We start from the raw sequence: 19,218 nt of genomic DNA on the forward strand, positions 1-19,218 counted from the left end.
GAAAGAGGAGCTTCCCGCGCAGAGCGTTTTCGCGTGGATCAAGTTTCATGCCTTTTGTAAAAAGCATTACCGCCGGGTACGTTCTCTTTTGCGTGCCAAAAGAGAACCAGAAAAGCACCCGCTACTTTCGAGGCGCGGGAGGCACGAACTAGGGGCTGCTCGCCCCTAGTAACCCCAAAGCAGAAAGGCTCCATACAAAAAATCCAAGTCGCTCCGCTAGAGGATTTTTTGTGTTGCGCCGATTTTGAGTCGCTGCGCGACGGCGGTACGCCGACAGCAGCACATGCCGTTTGCCGTTACGGCCTTTCCCGTGAAAACGCAATGCCGGGCGGTCCGCAGACCGCCCGGCATTGCTCTATTATAAATAATTCTTCCGCTGATGATACGCAAAGCAAAGCGGCGCGCATTCTAAATCGTCATGCTGTCGTCAGGCTTCCGGCTGTGCCGTGCCCGCAGACTTCTGCGCCGCAATGAACTCGGCTGCATCGTCCGGGATGTCGTCCAGATCATCGTCGCTGCCAACATCCACGTTGAGCGGCGGCTTCTTGAACAGGATATCGTACAGCACCGGAACGATATACAGGGTCATCAAGGTGGCGTAGCTCAGGCCGCAGATGATGACGATGGCCATGCCGCTCATCAGCTGGCTTGCCATATCGCCGCTGAACACCAGCTGCAGCATGGCCAGCACGGTGGTCAGGGTGGTCATGAGGATGGGGCGCATACGGGTCTTGCCGGTAGCCACCAGCGCAGCGCGGCGCTCCATGCCGCCAATGCGCAGCTGGTTTGCATAGTCCACGAACACGATGCCGTTGTTGACAACAGTGCCCATCAGCACGATGAAGCCCATCAGGGAGATCATGGTGAGCTGCTGGCCGGTGATCAGCAGGCCCAGCAGGCCGCCGGTAAAGGCCAGCGGCACCGTGAACAGCACGATGAAGGGGGACAGCAGGCTCTGGAACTGTGCCACCATGACCAGATATACAAAGGGCAGGGCCAGAGCCATCCACTGCACCATTTCGTTCACCATGTAGTCGGTGCCCTCGGTCTCGCCGCCCAGCGTGGTGCTGCAGCCCTCCGGCATCTCACCGCTGGCCGCGTACTCATCCAGCTTCTTCTGCAGCACGCGGGACTGCACCATGGTGTTGTAGCCCTTCAGCGTATCTGCCGTAACGGTGACAAACTCGGTCTGGTTCTCGCTGGTAATGGCATCCGGTGCGGTGCCGGTGGTCCAGCTGGCGATATCGTTCAGGGTGCAGGTACCATTGGTCACTGTGCCATCTGCCGACATTTCGGTGGTCTCAAAGGTAAGCTCCATCATGTTTTCCTTGGTGACGGGGTCCAGATTGTCCGTGATCTGGACATCCATGGTGGTGCCGTTCACCGTGACGGGGGTCTGGGCGGTGGCGGTGGTGGTGAGCTTTGCCGCGATCTGCTGGTACACCTGCGCAACGGTCAGGCCGTAGGCGCGCACCTTGTCGCGGTCCACCTTCAGGATAATGGTGGCATCGCCGCTGCCAAGGCCGTTGTCCGCATTGGCAAAGCCCTCGGTATCGTTGACGATCTCCATTACCTTCTCGGAAACGGTGGTCAGCGTTTCCGGATCCTTGCCGTAGACCTTGACCGACAGGCCGGTGGCCAGCTGGCTGGTCAGATCATCGGTCATGCCGTACAGCTTGACCTCAGCGGTGCAATTCTCGATCTGGGACACTGCATCCTCCATGGCCTGCCGGGTCTTTTCCACCTCACGGGAGGAAAGGCTCTTGCTCATCATAACATTGATCTTGTATCTGCCGTAGGCATTGGCGGAGTTCAGGATATCGGTAATGGCGGTGGGCAAGCCCAGCTGGCTGATATCCAGACCGGCCATGCTGGTGTCGGTGGTGATGCCCACCTCTTCCACGTTTTCTACATTCAGGGCCGCCTCTGCCACCTGGCCCGCAATGGCATAGGATTCCTCCTTGGTCAGGCCGTCGGCGGTGGACAGGGTGATCTGCGCCTCGTTGCTGGTGATACTGGGCAGCAGCTCCACGCCCATGTTCAGCACCTGCCAGCCGCTGAACACCAGCAGCACCACCGCCGCGATCAGGGGCAGGGCACGGTGCTGCAGGCACCATTCCAGACTATGGGCATACTTTTCCTGCACCTTTTCAAACCAGGTAAGGCGCTTGGGTTCAGCTTTTTTCAGCACAGTAGAGGATGCCGCCGGGACCACCGTGAGCGCCACGATGAGGGAGGCCATCAGGCAGTAACCGATGCACAGGGACATGGGCATCATCAGGCTGCGCACAATGCTGGCCGAGAACACCACCGGCAGGAACACGCACACCGAGGTAAGGGTGGAGGCCACCACCGACATGCCCACCTGTTTTGTGCCCTGCACGGCAGCGCGGGCCGCAGGCACGCCGCGGCTGCGCAGACGGTAGACGTTCTCAATGACGACCACCGAGTTATCCACCAGCATACCAATGCCGAGGGAAAGGCCGGCCAGGGTCATCACGTTCAGGTCCAGCCCGGTAAAGTACATGAGCACCACCGCGAACAGAACGGACAGCGGGATGCTGATGCCGACCACGAGGGTGGGCTTGATATCCTTCAGGAAGATGGCCAGCACGATGATGGCCAGTGCAGCGCCCACCACCATGCTGGTGAGGATGCTGTTGATGACAATGGTGATGTAGTTGCCCTGATTGGACAGCACCACCATGTGCAGGCCGTCGTATTGTTTTTCCAGCTCTTTAAATGCGGTCAGGCAGTTGTCGGAGACCTCGCCTGCACTGGAAGTGGCATTCTTATAGATTTTGAGGATGGATGCCTTTTCGCCGTTCAGGCGGGTGTAGCTGTCGGCGGAGTTATCAATGACCTCCACATCCGCCACATCAGAAAGGCGCACGTCGCCGTAGCCCTCCACATGCAGCAGCAGGGCACCGCTGATATCCTTCACACTGTTGTACTCTTCGCCGACTTTCAGCAGCCAGGACTCGCCGTCCTTATCCTGCACGTAACCGGCCGGCATGGAGAAGTTCTGGGCATAGATGAGCTGCGCCAGCGTTTCAATGTCCAGCTGCTTTGTCACATCGGCCTGTGCCAGAGTGTTGGTCTTGGCCGTCTCGTACTCTGCCTTGGCAGCCTCCAGCTGCTTTTCGTACTCGTTCAGCATTTCACGCGCTTCGGTGAACTGCATATAGGCGTTGAGCTGCTGCTGGGAGAAGCTGCCCAGCGCACCGGAGAACTCGCTCATCAGCTGGGGCACATTGTCCATGGCCTTGATGGTGCTTTCCAGCGCGTTGTAGATCACATTCAGGCTTTCCTGCAGCTGCATCTCATTGGCAAGATCTTCCGCCGTGCTGCCCTCGGAGCCGGTCTCGGTATTCACGCGCTCCTGCAGCTTCTGCAGGGCGGTAGTGAGCTTATCGGTAATGGTGCGCAGCTCAGCCACAATATCGATCAGAGAGTCGATATCCCGCATACCGGTCTCGTTGAACTTGTCCATGACCTTCTGCAGACCGTCGCGCACCTCGATCAGGGCCTGCTGGATCTCAGGCTCCTTGACCACAGCGATCAGGTCGTTCACGCTCTCCAGAAGAGCCTGCGCCTGCGCGCGCACCGTTTCCACTGCGGCGCCCACCTCGGTGCTCATCTGGCTCATGACCGAGTTGGACACCGTATTGCCAAAGTTTTTCAGCTGCTTTTCGTATTCCTTGCGTCCGGCGGTGATCTGTGCCTCGGCGCTTTCCAGCTGGGAGCGGGCTGCAGCCAGCTGGGTATCGATCAGTTCCAGCAGCTTTGCGTTGATCTCGTCGATCTTATCCTGATTGAGCTGCACCTGCACCAGCTTTTCCACCAGACCGCTGGACGAAACGCTGGACACACCGCCCTTGCGCTGCACTTCCGGCACAAGGGTGTTCTGGATAAACTCAGAAAGCTCGTACTGGTCGGCACCTTCGCGGCTGACAGCCACCGTCATGAAAGCGTTCATGTTCAGGCTGTACTCAATGATAGAGGGGGTTAGGCAGGTGCTGGGCAGGTCGCTTTTGGCCTGATCCAGCTTGTTGGACACCTTGACCAGCGCGCTGTTCATATCCGTATCCTCGGTAAACTCCATCAGCAGCAGGCTGTAGTTTTCTGCCGATGTTGCGGTGATCTTGGACACGCCCGGCACTGTGAGCGAGTTCTGCAGCACATCCGAGACCTCGCTCTCCACGCGCTCCGGGCTTGCACCGGGATACACGGTGACCACCATCAGATACGGTGTGTTCACGTTGGGCAGCAGGTTCGTATCCATCTTTGTGACCGCCACAAAGCCCAGGATCAGGATCATGACCACTGCAACCAGCACCGTAAACGGCTTTTTGACACTGAATTTTTCCATTTTCTCCTACCGTTTCTCTGCCTTGCCGCAAAGCAGGACAGCTGCTTTCCCTGCGGGAAAGGCTACACTTCAACATTTTTATTATACACGCAAGCCCCCGCCTTGCAAGAGCGGGGTGGGATTCTTTTGCGATTCTTTGGATACTTTCGCAAGATTTTAACATTTGCCGTTCCGTTTTTCCATTTTCCGGCTGCGGGTGCGACCAAATTCGGTCAGTCTTCCTTTATGGATACGCAGCAGCAGGGCAGATTGTTGCACCTTTTTAAAATTTTTCTGCCAAAGCGCCAGAGCCGCTTTTTGTTTTTTGCGTGGAAATGTGCATTTGAATATGTTATACTAGAGTACAGAATGGATCAGCAGGCTCTTTTTCGGGCCTTATCCTATAGATTCGACCAATAAAAACGAGGAACACTATGAAAAAAGTCATCTCCGTCCGTTTCAAAGAGAACGGCAAAAGCTATTATTTTGATCCCGCCGGGGCCGACATCAAAACCGGCGAATATGTGATCGTGGAGACCGCCCGCGGCGTTGAGTGCGGCGAGGTGGTGCAGGGCGTGAGGGAGATCGCCGATGCGGCAGTGCCCAAGGCCCTCAAGCCCATTACCCGCATGGCCGACAGCGTGGATATCCGCCGGATGCGCCAGAACCGTGAGGACGAAAAGCGCGCCTACCGCACCTGTCAGGAGTGCATTTCCCGCCATGGCCTGGAAATGAAGCTTGTGGAGGCCGAGTATACCCTAGACCGCTCCAAGATCATGTTCTACTTTACCGCCGATGGCCGCGTGGACTTCCGCGAGCTGGTCAAGGATCTGGCCGGTATCTTCCACACCCGCATCGAGCTGCGCCAGATCGGCGTGCGGGATGAGAGCAAGATGATCGGCGGCCTTGGCATCTGCGGCCAGCCCTTCTGCTGCAGCCGCTTTTTAAAGGACTTCCAGCCCGTCTCCATCAAGATGGCCAAGGAGCAGGGCCTTTCGCTGAACCCCACCAAGATCAGCGGTGCCTGCGGCCGGCTGATGTGCTGCCTTGCCTACGAGGAAAGCGCCTACGAGTACCTGAACAGCATCATGCCCATGGTGGGCAGCACCGTGCGCACGCCGGACGGTCTTGGCACCGTGCTGGAGGTGAACCCGGTCTCCGGCTACCTGCGGGTGCGCTGCGGCGCCGAGAGTCTTTCGCCCCGTTACTATAAGGTGGGCGTGTGCGAATATATCAGCGGCGGCAAGCGTGCGCCCCGCCGCCCGGACCCGGACGACGATTACTCCGGCGTGCGCAACCCGGCCCCGGTGGTGGCTTCCTCCGACGATGGCGAAAAGCGCTGCGCGGGCGGCGGCTGCGCCCGGAAGCGCGCTGCCGAAAAGGAGTGAGGGACGCGCCGGAGGTTCTGAGGGGTTAGTCTGCTAAAACTAACCGTTCTTCGTGATTTTTGCCAAAAAACTCCTGCAAATTTGGCCATAAGTTAGCCTGTGCTTTTGTGCAACCCAACAAAAAACAGACTTTTGTGTTTTTCGGGTCACGGTTAGTCTTGCCTTTTCTCACCTGCTTTGTTAAAATGCAGGCAAGGATATGATTTCCGGAGAGACATGCACAGCCGTGCCATACATGACTCTTCATACAATACTTCGGGCACGGAGATAAAAAGGAGAGTTTATTATGGCACACAAGGTTTCTGACGCATGTGTTGGCTGCGGCGCTTGCGAGGGCGCTTGCCCGGTTGGCGCTATCACCGTTGATGGTGTTGCTTCTGTGAATGCAGACGCTTGCATCGACTGCGGCGCTTGCGAGGGTGCTTGCCCCACCGGTGCTATCACTGCTGAATAATTTTAGCAGCTGCACAAAAAACGCATCAAAAGCAGCAGGCCTGTCCAAAGCAGGTCTGCTGCTTTTTTGTTTTGCAGTAATTCGCACAAATTCCCCGAGCAATTCCACGCATTTTTTTGAGAGGGTACGGCACACTTATCTATGGAACATTCTACCGAAGTCTTGTATAATAGAACTATGGTTTATTGCTCGCCGGAGCATCGTTTTGGCTCCGACGCGCTGCTGCTGGCCCGTTTCTGTGAGCCAAAGCGCGCCCAGAAGGCCGCAGACCTGTGCTCCGGCTGCGGCATCGTGGCGCTGGAATGGCACGACCGCGGCCACCGCGGCCCCTGCATGGGGCTGGAGCTGCAGCCCGAGGGCAGCGCTCTGCTTTCCGCTGCGGTTCAGGAGCAGGACATCGGGCACATTGAGCCTGTCTGTGCCGACCTGCGCGCTTTCCGGCAGGGCGAGGGCAGTTTTGACGTGTGTGCGTGCAATCCGCCCTATTTCACGGATGGGCCCCAAAGCCAAAACGCAGCCCACGCCCTTGCCCGGCACGAGAACACCTGCACACTGGACGATGTGTGCCAGTGTGCGTTCCGCCTTTTGAAGGACGGCGGGCGCTTTGCGCTGTGCCACCGGCCGGAACGGCTGGCGGAGGTGCTGGCGGTGCTGCGGGCCAACCGGCTGGAGCCGAAGCGGCTGGCCTTTGTAAAGAACAAGGCGGACGGCGCGCCATGGCTCTTCCTTGTGGAAGCGCAGAAGAACCGCAAGACCGGCCTGCGGGTGGAGCCGGATGTGTTGATCAGCGCCGGTGCGGCGTTATATGGGAGGTAAACTATGGCAGGAACTCTTTATATCGTGGCAACGCCCATCGGCAATCTGGACGATATGCCGCCGCGCGTAGCGGCCACCTTTGGCGCGGCAGACTTTATTGCCGCCGAGGACACCCGTGTGACCATGAAGCTGCTGAATTTTCTGGGCCTGAAAAAGCCCATGGTCAGCTACTATGAGCACGCCCTGCAGAAGGGTGAGGGCATCCTGCGCCGCATTGAAGCAGGCGAGAGCTGTGCCCTGTGCAGTGATGCGGGCATGCCCTGCGTCTCCGACCCGGGCGAGGTGATCGTGCGGGACGCACTGGCCCGGGGCATCAAGGTAGTGCCAGTGCCGGCGGCTTCCGCCTGCGTCACAGCGCTGGCCGTGTCCGGGCAGGACACCTCCCGCTGGGTGTTCGAGGGCTTTCTGCCCGTGAACCGCAAGCAGAAAAAAGAGCGGCTGGCTGAGCTTTTGCAGGAAAAGCGCACCACCATCTTTTACGAAGCGCCCCACAAGCTGCGCACCACGCTGGACGATCTGGCCAATGCCTTTGGCGTAGACCGCAGCATCACCCTGTGCCGGGAGCTGACCAAGCTGCACGAGGATATCTGGAAGACTACCCTCGGCGAGGCGGTGGAGCACTACAAGACCAACGAGCCGCGCGGCGAGTATGTGCTGGTGATGGCCGGTGCGCCGGAGACCGCCGACCCGGAGCAGGAGCTGACGCTGGAGCAGGCAGCGCATCGGGCGCTGGAGCTGACCGGGCAGGGCTTTGGCCCCACCGCCGCAGCCAAGGCGGCGGCACAGGGCACACCTTATTCTAAAAGCGAAGTGTACAAGCAGCTGCTGGTATTGCAACAGGGCCAGCAGGCTGGTGAATGACAGCATCTCAGGTAAACGGTAATAGAGGAGGACCCCTTTTGTGACAAAGCTTCTGGTTTTGAGCGACAGCCACGGCGGACGTGCCGCCATTGAGCGTGTGCTGATGAAAGAGAGCAAAAGCATCGATGCCCTGATCTTTCTGGGCGACGGCCTGCGGGATCTGGAACTGGCTCTGACGCTGTGCCCCAAGCTGCGGGCCTACTCGGTGGCGGGCAACTGCGATTACGGCGCACTGGAACCCACCGACGGCCTTGCCGCCTTTGACGGCGTGGTGATCTTTTACACTCACGGTCATATGTACGGTGTGAAATACGATCTGGATACGCTGGCAGATGCCGCATCTGCCCGGGGTGCCGAGGTGGCGCTGTTCGGTCACACTCACATCCCCCATGCAGAGACCCGCAGCAAGGTGTTTTTGTTCAACCCCGGCTCCTGCGGCCGGTGCTACACCGGGCCGGACACCTACGGCATCCTGACGCTGGACGAAGGCAAAGTGACCGCCTATGAACATAAAGAGGTACCCAAACAATGAGCATCAATGAGGTGCGCTATCTGCCGGAATGCGGCAGCACCAACGCTTACGTGAAGGAACATTTTGAAGAGTTCGGCCCGGTGGGTGCGGTGTATACCGAGAACCAGACCGCAGGCCGGGGCCGCCTTGGCCGCAGCTGGGTGAACGCCGAGGGCAAGGCCCTGTATTATACAGCAGCCATCCGGGAACCGCTGGCCCAGCCTGCCACCCTGCCGCTGCTGGCAAGCCTTGCCGTGCGCACCCAGCTCAAGCTGCGCTACGGCGTGGACTGCCAGATCAAGTGGCCCAACGACCTTCTGCTCAACGGCAAAAAGATCGTGGGCATCCTGTGCGAGGGCGTGAGCTACGGCTACCAGCAGCAGGGCCGGGGCATTTTGTGCGGCATCGGCATCAATCTGGCCCAGCCGCAGAGCTACTTTGATGCCGCCGGTCTGCCCAACGGCACCTCGCTGGCACTGCAGGGCGCAAAGGTGGATCTTTCCACCGACCCCGCATGGCTGGCCGAGGGCCTGACCGACTTTGGCTTTGACCGCAACATGTATGTGTTTGCCCGCGATGGCTTTGCACCCTTCCGGGAGGAATACAAGGCCGCCTGCGTCAATCTGGGCCGCCGGGTCACCTTCGACCTGCCGGACGGCGGGCAGGGTGCAGGCGAAGCCGTTGATGTGGACGAAGAGGGCCGTCTGGTGGTGCGCACCGACAGCGGCGAAGTGCACGTTTTTACCGGCGAAGTATCGGTGCACGGCATCTATGGGGCCGTGTAAAAGCGCTCTTTATAATATATGAGCGTCCCGGGAATTTTCCTCGGCTGGTCCAGTCGAGGAAAGACCCGGGACTTTTTTCAGCTTTGTCCAAGGCCCGCCGAAAGCAGGGAAAAGGAAAGCTTTTCCATCCTTCCTCTGGACAGGCGCGCACGCTGTTAAAAGGCATTCTTTTCCCGCAAAGCTGTTCTCCATATGCGTACAGTTTTTGGATCATATGGAATTTTTTCGCACACTTTTGCCCCAATTTCCCGCAAAATGCTTGAATAAACGAATTTTTTGTAAATTTCTTGTGTACATTTCCAGTTGCCAATTCAGTCATACTTTAGTATAATAGAGTACGTGCCAGCGCGTCCTTTTGGATGGGATGCGCGTGTTTAGGAAATCGGAAAACGGACAGCACAAGCGCCCTGCCCCCAAAAGCAAGGCGCTTGTGCTGTCGCAAGGAGTGCAAGCATGAAAGATCAAGAATCCTTCAAGCCGTATATTCCTGCGGAAAAGATCACCGCAGAAATGACGGCGACCTCTGTGATCATGGGCATCATCCTGTCCGTGGTCTTCGGCGCTGCAAACGCTTATCTGGGCCTGCGCGTCGGCATGACTGTTTCTGCCTCCATCCCGGCAGCAGTCATTTCTATGGGCGTGATCCGCGTCCTGCTCAAGAAGAACTCCATTCTGGAGAGCAACATGGTGCAGACCATCGGTTCCGCAGGCGAGAGCCTGGCCGCCGGTGCCATCTTCACCATGCCCGCACTGTTCCTGTGGGCAAAAGAGGGCCTGTGCGACAAGCCCAGCATCCTGGAGATCACCCTGATCGCCCTGTGCGGCGGCATTCTGGGCGTTCTGTTCATGGTGCCCCTGCGCAACGCCCTGATCGTCAAGGAGCACGCCACCCTGCTGTACCCGGAAGGCACCGCCTGTGCAGACGTTCTGCTGGCCGGTGAAGAGGGCGGTGCAAACGCCTCCACCGTGTTCTCCGGCATGGGTCTGGCAGCCATCTTCAAGTTCATCGTCGATGGCCTGAAGATGATCCCCGCCGACATTGCCGTGGCCTTCAGCTCCTTCAAGGGTGCTCTGGGCATGGAAGTGTACCCCGCTCTGCTGGGCGTGGGCTACATCGTCGGCCCCAAGACCGCTTCCTACATGTTCACCGGTTCTCTGGTGGGCTGGATGGTCATTATCCCGCTGATCTGCCTGTTCGGCGCAAACATCTCCCTGTACCCGGCAGCAGCCGGCACCACCATTGCTGATCTGTATGCAGCAGGCGGTGCAGACGCTATCTGGTCCAACTACGTCAAGTATATCGGCGCAGGTGCCATTGCTACTGGCGGTATCATCTCGCTGATCAAGAGCCTGCCTCTGATCGCATCCACCTTCCGTGATGCCATGAAGAGCATGAAGGGCGGCAGTGCTTCCGGCACCTCCCGTACCGAGAAGGACCTGCCCATGCCCTTTATTCTGGGCGGCATCCTGCTCATCATCCTCATCATCTGGCTGGCTCCGGCCATCCCCGTCAGCCCGCTGGGTGCTCTGCTGATCGTCATCTTCGGCTTCTTCTTCTCCACCGTCTCTGCACGTATGGTCGGCATGATCGGCAGTTCCAACAACCCGGTCTCCGGCATGACCATTGCCACCCTGCTGATCGCTACCATGATCCTGAAGGCCACCGGCAACGTTGGCATCGAGGGCATGATCGGCTCCATGGCCATCGCCTCTGTCATCTGCATCTGCGCTGCCATTGCTGCGGATACCTCTCAGGACCTGAAGACCGGCTACCTGCTGGGTGCGACCCCGGTCAAGCAGCAGATCGGTGAGCTGATCGGCGTTATTGCCGCCGGTCTGGCCATCGGTGGTGTGCTGTACCTGCTGGACAGCGCATGGGGCTACGGCGGTGCCGAGGTCCCCGCACCGCAGGCTACCCTGATGAAGATGATCGTCGAGGGCATCATGGGCGGCAACCTGCCCTGGAACCTGGTGTTCACCGGTGTGTTCCTTGCCATTGCTCTGGAGGTCCTGCGCATCCCCGTGATGCCGTTCGCCATCGGCCTGTATCTGCCCATCTACCTGAACACCTCCATCATGATCGGCGGTGTTGTGCGCTGGTTCATGGACAGCCGCAAGAATGTTGACGCGAAGCTCAAGGAAGAGCAGACCACCCGCGGCACCCTGTTCTGTGCCGGTATGATCGCAGGCGAGGGCCTTGTGGGCATCCTGCTGGCTGTGTTTGCCGTGTTCGGCATCAGCACTGCCCTGAGCATTGATCTGGGCAACATTGGCGGCGTGGTCCTGATGATCGTGATGATCGCATGCCTGCTGGCCTTCTCCATGAAGAAAAAGAAGAACTGATGAGTAAGAAAAAGCAGTCCATCAACTATCTGGACCTCATTCCGCAGCGGGCGGAAACCCTGCGCTGGCACACAGACGAAGCCACCGGCCTTATCACCCTTGAGGTGGAGAACACCGGTGTGTTCAACACGATCGCGCAAAAAGTGTTTCATAAACCGCGCACCACACAGGTGCATCTGGACGAGACCGGCAGCTATCTCTGGCCGCTGATCGACGGCCAGAAGACCGTTGCAGACCTTGCTGAATGCATGAAGCAGCAGTTTGGCGAAAAGGCCGAACCGCTGTACCCGCGCATCATCAAGTACTTCCAGATCGTGGAATCTTACCACTTTATCAAGTTCCTCAACCAATAAGCACAAAAGAAGCGGCGCTCAGAGCCTGTTGCAAGGCACTGAGCGCCGCTTTTCTTATTCTTTTTTGCCGCTCCAATCTACCGCATCTGCGGCCATGGCATTTTATCTTCTGCGCTTTCTCCTTTTAAGGTTCAGCGAGTTGCCGCCCGCGGCAAGAGTGACCGCCGTTAATGCAGCGAGGATGAACAGCAGTGCACACAGCAGAAGCACCGTGGCCTTCATGTCGGTGCGGAAATCGGAGACATACTCCCGGTGGGTCACAAGGTCCACCGTGCCCACCTCATCGCCGTCCAGATACACGGTGGCTGTACCCACCACACTGCCGCTCTTGACGGTAGCCGCAATGCTCTCCGGCAGGTCGAAGGAGTAGGTGACGATATCATCCGCGTGGCCGTAGCCGCTGACCGGCGCAGCGGCATACAGCGCCACCGTCGGTTCGGTGCGGCACTTGGTCAGCGCCACGGTGGTGATTTCGGTCTGGGTATCCACCAGCGGACGGTCGGCAAAGCTGGCAAAGGCCCAGTCGAATAGATCATCGCACTCGGCAAAGAGATGGTCCGGCGTATCGCAGCCAAGGATCACCAGCCCGTAGGTGTGGCCGTCCTTTTCCGCAAAGGCCACGATGCAGCGGCCTGCCAGCGTGGTAAAGCCGCCCTTGACCCACCGGACATACTCCCGGTAGTTGGCGCTCTCGCTGTTCATCAGGCTGTTGGAGCTGCTGATGGTGTGCTCAGCCTTGCGGAGGTTCGTGGCCGGCAGGACATAGCTGGCGGTGCCCGCCACCTGTGCAAAGGTCTGGTTTGCCGCACAGGCGGCGGCGATCTTTGCCAGATCCTGCGCGGTGGACACGTTGCCGTAGTCAAACAGGCCGTGGGCACAGGTAAAGTTCGTGCCGGTGCAGCCCAGCTCCTGGGCACGGGCGTTCATCTGCTTGACGAAATCCAGCACGCTGCCGCCCACATCGTAGGCAATGACGCTGGCGGCGTCGTTGGCGCTGACGATGAGCATGGCGTTCAGCAGGTCGATGCGGCGCACCGTCTCGCCGATGCGCAGGCCCATAGTGGTGCCGTTGGCGTTCTGGATATCCCGGAATTCCTGGGTCAGCGCGGTGGGCACGGTCACTTCACCGTTCAGATCCTTGCCGCTTTCCAGCAGCAGCAGGGCCGTCATGAGCTTGGTCAGGCTGGCAACATACTGCTGCTGGTCAGCATTCTGGTTCAGGATGGTCTTGCCGGTGTCGGCGTTGAACAGGTACACCGCCTCGGTCTCGCTGGCGGTCTGGATGGGCATGGGATATACCGCAAGGCCCGGCAGTGCAGCAGCAGCGGCCAGTGCCAGCGTGAGCACCAGCGCCGTCATGCGGCGGAAGATGGTGTTTTTGAACATGAGCGTGCCCCCTTGTATCTGCTTGCCGACGCACGGCAAAAATTTTTGTTTTGAAACAGCTCCTACTTGCCGGAAAGGCTCTGGCTTGCTATACTACTTTAAAGAATACCATAAACCAGCCAAAAGAGAAAGAGAGAAAGGCGGTTTTTAACAATGTTTCTGTCCTTTTGTGGAAAAGTTCCCCGCGACGAGGGGGCCGCTTTTGTAGCGCCCAACGCCACCGTGCAGGGAGATGTGATCCTGAAAGCCGGTTCCACGGTGTGGTACGGGGCCGTGCTGCGCGGCGACGACGGCACTTTGACCATTGGCGAAAACTCCAACGTGCAGGATAACGCCGTGCTGCACTGTGATGTGGGCGGTGCTGTAATGCTGGGCAAAAGCGTCACCGTGGGCCACAGTGCCCTTGTGCACGGGTGCACGGTAGGGGACGGCAGCCTCATCGGAATGCACGCCACCCTGCTCAACCACTGTGTCGTGGGCAAAAACTGCATCATCGGCGCGGGTGCGCTGGTGCCGGAGGGCATGGTCATCCCGGACGGCTCGGTAGCCGTGGGCGTGCCCGCAAGGGTCATCAAGCAGGTAAGCGCGGCCCAGGTCGAGGCCAACCTGCACAACGCCGCCCACTATGTGGAGCATGGCAAGCTTCACGCCGCCGAGCTTGCCAAGGGCTGACCCTGTGCCGATTTTACAGTTTTTTGCCACATTTTTTCGTCTTTCCGCCAAAAAGTCGACATTTTAATTGACACCTGCGGTCTTGTCTGCTATAGTGAAATTGGCAGTTTATGTCATTCTGGAATACCAGAATTTTTGTACACCGCGCTGTTTGGTTTTTATCATTGGGGGAATTTTGTAAAAAGTTCATTGCGGGATGTTTTTTCACAGAAATGTAATGACTTTTCACTTAAAATCGGGTATACTATACCTTGCGGGGAGGCGGGGCCGCAACCGTCTTTCCGCACATGATTCCTCCTCACACCAAAGCAATACCCCAAACAGAAACTCCCTCCGGTGTACCGCAAGCGCCGGAGGGAGTTTCTGTTTGCATCAGCTTTTGTATTTTATGATTTCCTGCAATCAAAGGAGAGATTTTTATGTCTGAACTGATCACCCGCCGTACTTTTTTAAAGACCACCGGTGCAGCTGCACTGGCCGTTGCCGCAAGCGGTATGCTGGCAGGCTGCGGCGATGGCTATGATGCCTTGCTGAACCCTCCGACACTTCCCTCTGTCAGCGACCACTATCAGGCAGATAATTTTTCGATCGGAATGAGTTCCTTCTCCGGCTGCACCTCCAATTCCCAGCACGAATCCAGCGAAAGCCGCGGTTATTATCTCTATGCTGCTGTCTCGTTCCAGGCTGTCAACAGTCAGGTCGTTCTGCGCACCTCTGACTTTACATTTGCCTTTGATAATGAGCCGTTCAAGACCAACAAGCCTTCCTGCACCAGTATCGGCAACTTTACTCTGAACAGCAGTACGGAGAAATATGTTCCCGTCACACAGAGACCGATTCCCGTAAGTTCTTCTACTACGATTCCGATCTGGATCCGGCTTGGCAACTATCTTGAGATCCCCACCTACCATATCGGCGGTTTTACCGTCACATATAAAAACAAATACCGGTTCAAATATTCCAGCCCGGATGATTCCACCCCTACCTTTGCAACGATCTGAAAAAATGGCCCGACAAATCTGTCGGGCCATTTTTATTACAGCGCTCTGAACTTTGCCGCAAACACGCTGAGCACGATTTTAGGGTTCACCTGCGCGCCAAGGCGCTGGATGGCGGCTTCGGCCAGACGCAGGGCACGCTGGGCGGCAATGCCCTGCACCGGTGCGTGGGGGCTTTGCCGCAGGCCCGCAGCGGCCACCGCGCGGAAGTCCGTCAGCAGGGCGGCGGCACCGGCCTTGTCCTTTTCGTAGGCGGCCAGCAGGCAGGCTGCGGCATAGCTGTCACGGTCGGCAGCGGCCTTTGCCAGCTGCAGGGCCTTTTCCACCTGCGCGGTGCGGGCTTCGTCCTGTGCGGCGGCAAGCACCGTGCCAATGTGCCCGTCGAACAGTTCGCTGTACAGCGCGGCCGTCTTTTTGTCCACCCCCTGTGCGGCGCAGTAGCGAGCGCACTGCTCCGGCGAGACAGGAGCCACTGCAAAGCTGACGCAGCGGCTGCGGATGGTGGGCAGCACGCCTGCCAGCGAATCCGCCGTAAGCAGGAACAGCACCCCCTCCGGCGGCTCTTCCATCACCTTCAGCAGGGCATTGGCAGATTCCTCGTTCATCTTTTCCACATGGTAGAGCAGCACGGCACGGCCCTCGGCCGAAAGGCTGGTGTTGAAGATCTCGCTGCGCATAGCCTTGACCTGACTGACCAGATATTTTCCGCCTGCGCCCATACCGGCAACGCTGATCGCTTCACGCACGATGCCGGTCTCCACATGGCCGCTGTCGCGGTCGCCGGGCTTACCCACAGCACGGCAGCATTCGCCCCGCAGAAGGGCCTCAGCGGGCGCTCCGCCTGCAGGGTAAAGATAATCTGCCGCAATGCAGCGGGCCGCAAAACCGGCTCCAAGGCCCTCTTCTCCCACCAGCAGCACGCTGTGGGTCAGGCGGCGGGCTGCCAGCATCAGCTGCACGCTGCTTTTCAGTTCTGCATTGCCCTCCATGCGGTCCAGCATCATGGTGTTTCTCCTTACCTTCTGTTTCTCCGCTTCCACTGCTCACGGCGTACCCACGCGCGGACGGAACGATAGGCCATTGGGCCAAAGAACAGCCAGACGTTCGCCATGCTGAGCAGCAGGCTCAGCTTTTGCGGCAGCGGCGCACCCAGAAAGCTGAGCACCCACAGTGCTGCCGCAAAAAAGCCAAAGTATTTCACCCGGATGGGGATGACAAAGAACAGCAGCACCTGTACCTCCGGGTACAGCATGGCAAAGGCCAGCAGCAGCGAAAGGGACAGGCAGTAGGTGCTGCCGGTCACGCCGGTGAACAGGCAGGCCAGCACAGTGCCCAGCATCCCGGAGAGCAGATACACCGTATAGCGGAAATCGCCCCACTCCTGTTCCAGCGCTGTGCCGATGAACCATGTGAAATAGATGCCCAGCACCGCGCTGAGGATGCTGCCGCCGTAAGAGGGGATGAACGCAAAGGTGATGATGCGCCAGATCTGGCCGCGCAGCAGAAAATAGCGGCTGAGTGCCAGCCAGACACTGACGGTCTGGTTGACAAACAGCTCGATGGCCAGCACAAGGATCTGCCCGCCCACCAGAATGTTGGTCAGATTCGGGATGCCGAAGCGGCCGTATTTGCGCTCCAGCTGGTTGAGCCAATTGTTCATATAGGGTGCCTCCAACGCATTGTATTCCGATATCGGTGAGTTTTGCCGCATTTTTCTGCTGTTATTGTACCATGATTGGCCGGGGCATTCAAGGCAATGCCCCAGTGTGGAAAACTGCCGCATCTTCCGCCCAAAAATACAGCTGTCAAGCGGATCTTGCGGCATAAAAGCACAACCGGAAAGTGTATGGAGTTTCCTGTCTGGAATGAACTTTTCACTTTTTCCACCGGGTTTTCCACCGTTTTTGTGAAGAAAAGGGCAAGTTTTCCATGAGGTTTTCCACTTTTTCCACCGGGTTTTCCACAACAAAAGGGCATCAGCCCTATACACACCGTAATTCAGGCCGCAGCTTTCTGGTAAGTTTTGGGCAAAAATGCGGGCATTCTGCCTTTTATAAAAAAGAAAGTCGAAGGATTTTCTTTGCATTCTACAAACCGTTCCTGAGCGGTGATTTATTTTTCTCCAATCTGGAATGAACCGGTCACAAGTTTTCAACACCGGGCCGCTGCCGTTTTTCCGTGTGGAAAAGGCGGGGAAACATGCAGTTTTCCACACCGGAAAAAGCTGCTGCTCGCGGGCGCGCCGGGAGCAAACTCCCCCAGTCTCGCTGCGCTCGACAGATTCCCCTTTTTGTCGCTGCGCGACATCTTCCCCCGGCCGGGGGAAGTCGTCCTCTGGGATGGGGCCTTTGGCAGTACGGAAAAGTTTCCGGCTAAAGTGCAAAGCTTGCGGCACGCCAGAGGCTCCCTCTTTGAGGGAGCTGGCAAAACCGTCAGGTTTTGACTGAGGGAGTTGGCATCGCGCAGCGATGACTGAGAGGGTTCGTCCTATAAAAATGCCGGGCAGTCACTTCAAGACTGTCCGGCATTGCTTTATTCTTTACATCATATTGTGGAATACCAGCTGTGCGATCTGGAAATACAGGATCAGGCTGCAGGCATCCACGATGGTGGTGATGAAGGGGGTAGCCATGATGGCCGGGTCGGCACCCAGCTTCTTGGCGGCCAGCGGCAGCATACCGCCCACCAGCTTTGCCAGAATGACGCTGAAGAACAGCGAAACGCTGACCACGATGGCATAGCCCATCACGTTGGCGTACTGGCCGGGGAACAGGAAGGTGTACATCAGGTAGATGCGCAGGCCGTTCACGATGCCCAGCACCGCGCCCACGATGGCAGACACCCGCAGCTCCTTGCCCAGCACCCGCATAAAGTCGGCGGGCTCTACCTCGCCCAGAGCCAGACCGCGCACCATCAGGGTGCTGATCTGGTTGCCGCAGTTGCCGGCGGTATCCATCAGCATGGGCATGAAGGAGACCAGCAGCGGCAGGCTGACAAAGGCCTCTTCATAGTGGGTGGTGACCATGCCGGTAAAGGTGGCGGACAGCATCAGGATCAACAGCCATGGAATGCGCTGCTTTGCGTGGGTCCAGACGCTGGTGCCGAAGTAGGTGGTGGCATCGTCGTCCGGCAGAATAGCAGCCATCTTCTGCATATCCTCGGTGCTCTCGTCGGTCAGAACGTCGATTGCATCGTCGATGGTGATGATACCCACGAACATGCCCTCGTTGTCCAGAACAGGCATGGCGGTAAAGTCGTAGCGCTGCATCTCACGGGCCACGTACTCCTGATCGTCGGTCACTTTCACAGTGACCACGTTATCATCCATGATCTCGTTGATGGGAGTATGCGGCTCTGACAGCAGCAGGCTGCGGGCAGAAACAACGCCCTTCAGGCGGTTGCGCTCCACCACGTAGCAGGTGTACACGGTCTCTGCGTTTTCGCCCTGCTTGCGGATGGCTTCAAAAGCCTGCGCCACGGTCATATCCTCGCGCAGACGGACATATTCGGGGGTCATCAGGCTGCCGGCAGAGCTTTCGGGGTAGTTCAGCAGCTTGTTCAGGCTCTCACGGGTCTGCTTGGAGGATTTCTCCAACACCCGCTTCACCACGCCTGCAGGCATATCCTCCAGCAGGTCGGCGGCATCGTCCAGACTCATCTCTTCAATAGCGCCCACAAGCTCCACATCTGAGAAGGCGTTCACCAGATCGTCGCGGGCCTCGTCGGACATATAGGCAAAGGCCTCGGTGGCCACTTCCTTTTTGAGCAAGCGGAACACCACAAGGCGGTTGTTTTCGTCCAGCTCTTCCAGCAGCTCGGCAAGGTCGGCAGGCTGCTCTTCCTCGGTGACTTCGCGCAGCTTGACGTACTGCTTCTTGATGAGCAGCTTGAGCAGGCGGCTCTTGGTGAGCATCTCAGGGTTGGCCTTGACCTCTTCGTCGTTGGCTTCCTCTTTTTCGGCCTCGCGCATGTCCTGCTTGAGGTCTTCAGTAGCTTCCTCGTTCAGATCTTCAGCCAGCTTCTGGCGGACCTCGGCGGGGATATCAGCAGGCAGCTCCTGCACCGGCAGCGCCTGTTCCGCAGCATCAGCCGTCAGCTTTTTTTCTTCCATATCCATTGGGCGTACCTCCTCAGTTTTTACGGAACAGGAGCAGCTCCTGTATCCGGAGGACGCAGCAGATCGGGAAACAAAAAACGCGCCGCCTTGCCTGCCGGAATGCCGCAAACGCCGCATTCTGCGCACACAAAGCCGCGCCTTCCTCTGCTCTGTTTTGCGGAAAGCGACACCGTTGAAGCGGTG

15 protein-coding genes are annotated in these 19,218 nt (G+C 58.2%); 10 read left to right on the plus strand and 5 right to left on the minus strand.

The window, feature by feature from the left end:
* Window positions 1-427: 427 nt before the first annotated feature.
* Complete coding sequence (locus WMO17_RS01575) at window positions 428-4,372, minus strand: efflux RND transporter permease subunit (protein WP_349137333.1); 3,945 nt, start codon at window positions 4,370-4,372, stop codon at window positions 428-430.
* A gap of 413 nt (window positions 4,373-4,785) precedes the next feature.
* On the opposite strand from WMO17_RS01575, the gene WMO17_RS01580 reads away from it, so the two are divergent.
* The 8 genes from WMO17_RS01580 (at window position 4,786) to WMO17_RS01615 (ending at window position 11,862) form a co-directional block, all read left to right on the plus strand.
* Complete coding sequence (locus WMO17_RS01580) at window positions 4,786-5,739, plus strand: PSP1 domain-containing protein (protein WP_349137334.1); 954 nt, start codon at window positions 4,786-4,788, stop codon at window positions 5,737-5,739.
* A gap of 286 nt (window positions 5,740-6,025) precedes the next feature.
* The gene (fdxA, locus tag WMO17_RS01585; protein ID WP_005937576.1) at window positions 6,026-6,193 is read left to right on the plus strand and encodes a 4Fe-4S ferredoxin; all 168 of its coding nucleotides are present in this window, start codon (window positions 6,026-6,028) and stop codon (window positions 6,191-6,193) included.
* A gap of 141 nt (window positions 6,194-6,334) precedes the next feature.
* Window positions 6,335-7,009 (plus strand): tRNA1(Val) (adenine(37)-N6)-methyltransferase, encoded by a 675-nt coding sequence (locus tag WMO17_RS01590; RefSeq protein ID WP_223388446.1) that lies wholly within the window; start codon window positions 6,335-6,337, stop codon window positions 7,007-7,009.
* 3 nt (window positions 7,010-7,012) lie between these two features.
* On the plus strand, window positions 7,013-7,870 hold the full coding sequence (gene rsmI, locus WMO17_RS01595; RefSeq protein ID WP_349137335.1) for a 16S rRNA (cytidine(1402)-2'-O)-methyltransferase: 858 nt from the start codon (window positions 7,013-7,015) through the stop codon (window positions 7,868-7,870).
* A gap of 40 nt (window positions 7,871-7,910) precedes the next feature.
* Window positions 7,911-8,402 (plus strand): YfcE family phosphodiesterase, encoded by a 492-nt coding sequence (locus tag WMO17_RS01600; protein ID WP_097774117.1) that lies wholly within the window; start codon window positions 7,911-7,913, stop codon window positions 8,400-8,402.
* A complete protein-coding gene (locus WMO17_RS01605) occupies window positions 8,399-9,166 on the plus strand; it encodes a biotin--[acetyl-CoA-carboxylase] ligase (protein WP_097774116.1) in 768 nt (255 codons plus the stop codon). The genes WMO17_RS01600 and WMO17_RS01605 overlap by 4 nt, the downstream gene beginning before the upstream one ends.
* Window positions 9,167-9,619: 453 nt before the next feature.
* On the plus strand, window positions 9,620-11,509 hold the full coding sequence (locus WMO17_RS01610) for an OPT family oligopeptide transporter (RefSeq protein ID WP_097774115.1): 1,890 nt from the start codon (window positions 9,620-9,622) through the stop codon (window positions 11,507-11,509).
* The gene (locus tag WMO17_RS01615; RefSeq protein ID WP_154255970.1) at window positions 11,509-11,862 is read left to right on the plus strand and encodes a PqqD family protein; all 354 of its coding nucleotides are present in this window, start codon (window positions 11,509-11,511) and stop codon (window positions 11,860-11,862) included. Before WMO17_RS01610 ends, WMO17_RS01615 begins: the two co-directional genes overlap by 1 nt.
* A 102-nt stretch (window positions 11,863-11,964) precedes the next feature.
* Here the strand turns inward: WMO17_RS01615 and WMO17_RS01620 are convergent, their stop codons facing one another.
* Window positions 11,965-13,248: a D-alanyl-D-alanine carboxypeptidase family protein gene (locus WMO17_RS01620; protein ID WP_349137336.1), complete on the minus strand. Its 1,284-nt coding sequence runs from the start codon at window positions 13,246-13,248 to the stop codon at window positions 11,965-11,967.
* A gap of 153 nt (window positions 13,249-13,401) precedes the next feature.
* Here WMO17_RS01620 and WMO17_RS01625 point away from each other — a divergent pair, with 153 nt between their 5' ends.
* Window positions 13,402-13,920, plus strand: coding sequence for a gamma carbonic anhydrase family protein (locus tag WMO17_RS01625; RefSeq protein WP_349137337.1), 519 nt, complete (start codon window positions 13,402-13,404; stop codon window positions 13,918-13,920).
* Between the two features lie 419 nt (window positions 13,921-14,339).
* Entirely contained in the window at window positions 14,340-14,921 is a 582-nt protein-coding gene (locus WMO17_RS01630) for a twin-arginine translocation signal domain-containing protein (protein ID WP_349137338.1), read from the plus strand.
* Between the two features lie 35 nt (window positions 14,922-14,956).
* Here WMO17_RS01630 and WMO17_RS01635 read toward each other — a convergent pair whose 3' ends face one another.
* The 3 genes from WMO17_RS01635 to mgtE form a co-directional block, all read right to left on the minus strand.
* Window positions 14,957-15,922: a DNA polymerase III delta subunit-related protein gene (locus tag WMO17_RS01635; protein ID WP_044953337.1), complete on the minus strand. Its 966-nt coding sequence runs from the start codon at window positions 15,920-15,922 to the stop codon at window positions 14,957-14,959.
* Between the two features lie 11 nt (window positions 15,923-15,933).
* The gene (locus tag WMO17_RS01640) at window positions 15,934-16,578 is read right to left on the minus strand and encodes a rhomboid family intramembrane serine protease (protein WP_349137339.1); all 645 of its coding nucleotides are present in this window, start codon (window positions 16,576-16,578) and stop codon (window positions 15,934-15,936) included.
* 879 nt (window positions 16,579-17,457) lie between these two features.
* Complete coding sequence (gene mgtE, locus WMO17_RS01645; protein WP_349137340.1) at window positions 17,458-19,035, minus strand: magnesium transporter; 1,578 nt, start codon at window positions 19,033-19,035, stop codon at window positions 17,458-17,460.
* Window positions 19,036-19,218 lie beyond the last annotated feature (183 nt).

The sequence above is a fragment of the Faecalibacterium faecis genome, from assembly GCF_040096475.1.
Taxonomy (GTDB): Bacteria; Bacillota; Clostridia; order Oscillospirales; family Ruminococcaceae; genus Faecalibacterium; species Faecalibacterium taiwanense.

Bases quoted from the DNA above. Each gene is read 5' to 3' on its own strand.
- WMO17_RS01575 (WP_349137333.1), bottom strand. From the start codon at position 4,372: ATGGAAAAATTCAGTGTCAAAAAGCCGTTTACGGTGCTGGTTGCAGTG.
- WMO17_RS01580 (WP_349137334.1), top strand. From the start codon at position 4,786: ATGAAAAAAGTCATCTCCGTCCGTTTCAAAGAGAACGGCAAAAGCTAT.
- fdxA (WP_005937576.1), top strand. From the start codon at position 6,026: ATGGCACACAAGGTTTCTGACGCATGTGTTGGCTGCGGCGCTTGCGAG.
- WMO17_RS01590 (WP_223388446.1), top strand. From the start codon at position 6,335: ATGGAACATTCTACCGAAGTCTTGTATAATAGAACTATGGTTTATTGC.
- rsmI (WP_349137335.1), top strand. From the start codon at position 7,013: ATGGCAGGAACTCTTTATATCGTGGCAACGCCCATCGGCAATCTGGAC.
- WMO17_RS01605 (WP_097774116.1), top strand. From the start codon at position 8,399: ATGAGCATCAATGAGGTGCGCTATCTGCCGGAATGCGGCAGCACCAAC.
- WMO17_RS01610 (WP_097774115.1), top strand. From the start codon at position 9,620: ATGAAAGATCAAGAATCCTTCAAGCCGTATATTCCTGCGGAAAAGATC.
- WMO17_RS01615 (WP_154255970.1), top strand. From the start codon at position 11,509: ATGAGTAAGAAAAAGCAGTCCATCAACTATCTGGACCTCATTCCGCAG.
- WMO17_RS01620 (WP_349137336.1), bottom strand. From the start codon at position 13,248: ATGTTCAAAAACACCATCTTCCGCCGCATGACGGCGCTGGTGCTCACG.
- WMO17_RS01625 (WP_349137337.1), top strand. From the start codon at position 13,402: ATGTTTCTGTCCTTTTGTGGAAAAGTTCCCCGCGACGAGGGGGCCGCT.
- WMO17_RS01630 (WP_349137338.1), top strand. From the start codon at position 14,340: ATGTCTGAACTGATCACCCGCCGTACTTTTTTAAAGACCACCGGTGCA.
- WMO17_RS01635 (WP_044953337.1), bottom strand. From the start codon at position 15,922: ATGATGCTGGACCGCATGGAGGGCAATGCAGAACTGAAAAGCAGCGTG.
- WMO17_RS01640 (WP_349137339.1), bottom strand. From the start codon at position 16,578: ATGAACAATTGGCTCAACCAGCTGGAGCGCAAATACGGCCGCTTCGGC.
- mgtE (WP_349137340.1), bottom strand. From the start codon at position 19,035: ATGGATATGGAAGAAAAAAAGCTGACGGCTGATGCTGCGGAACAGGCG.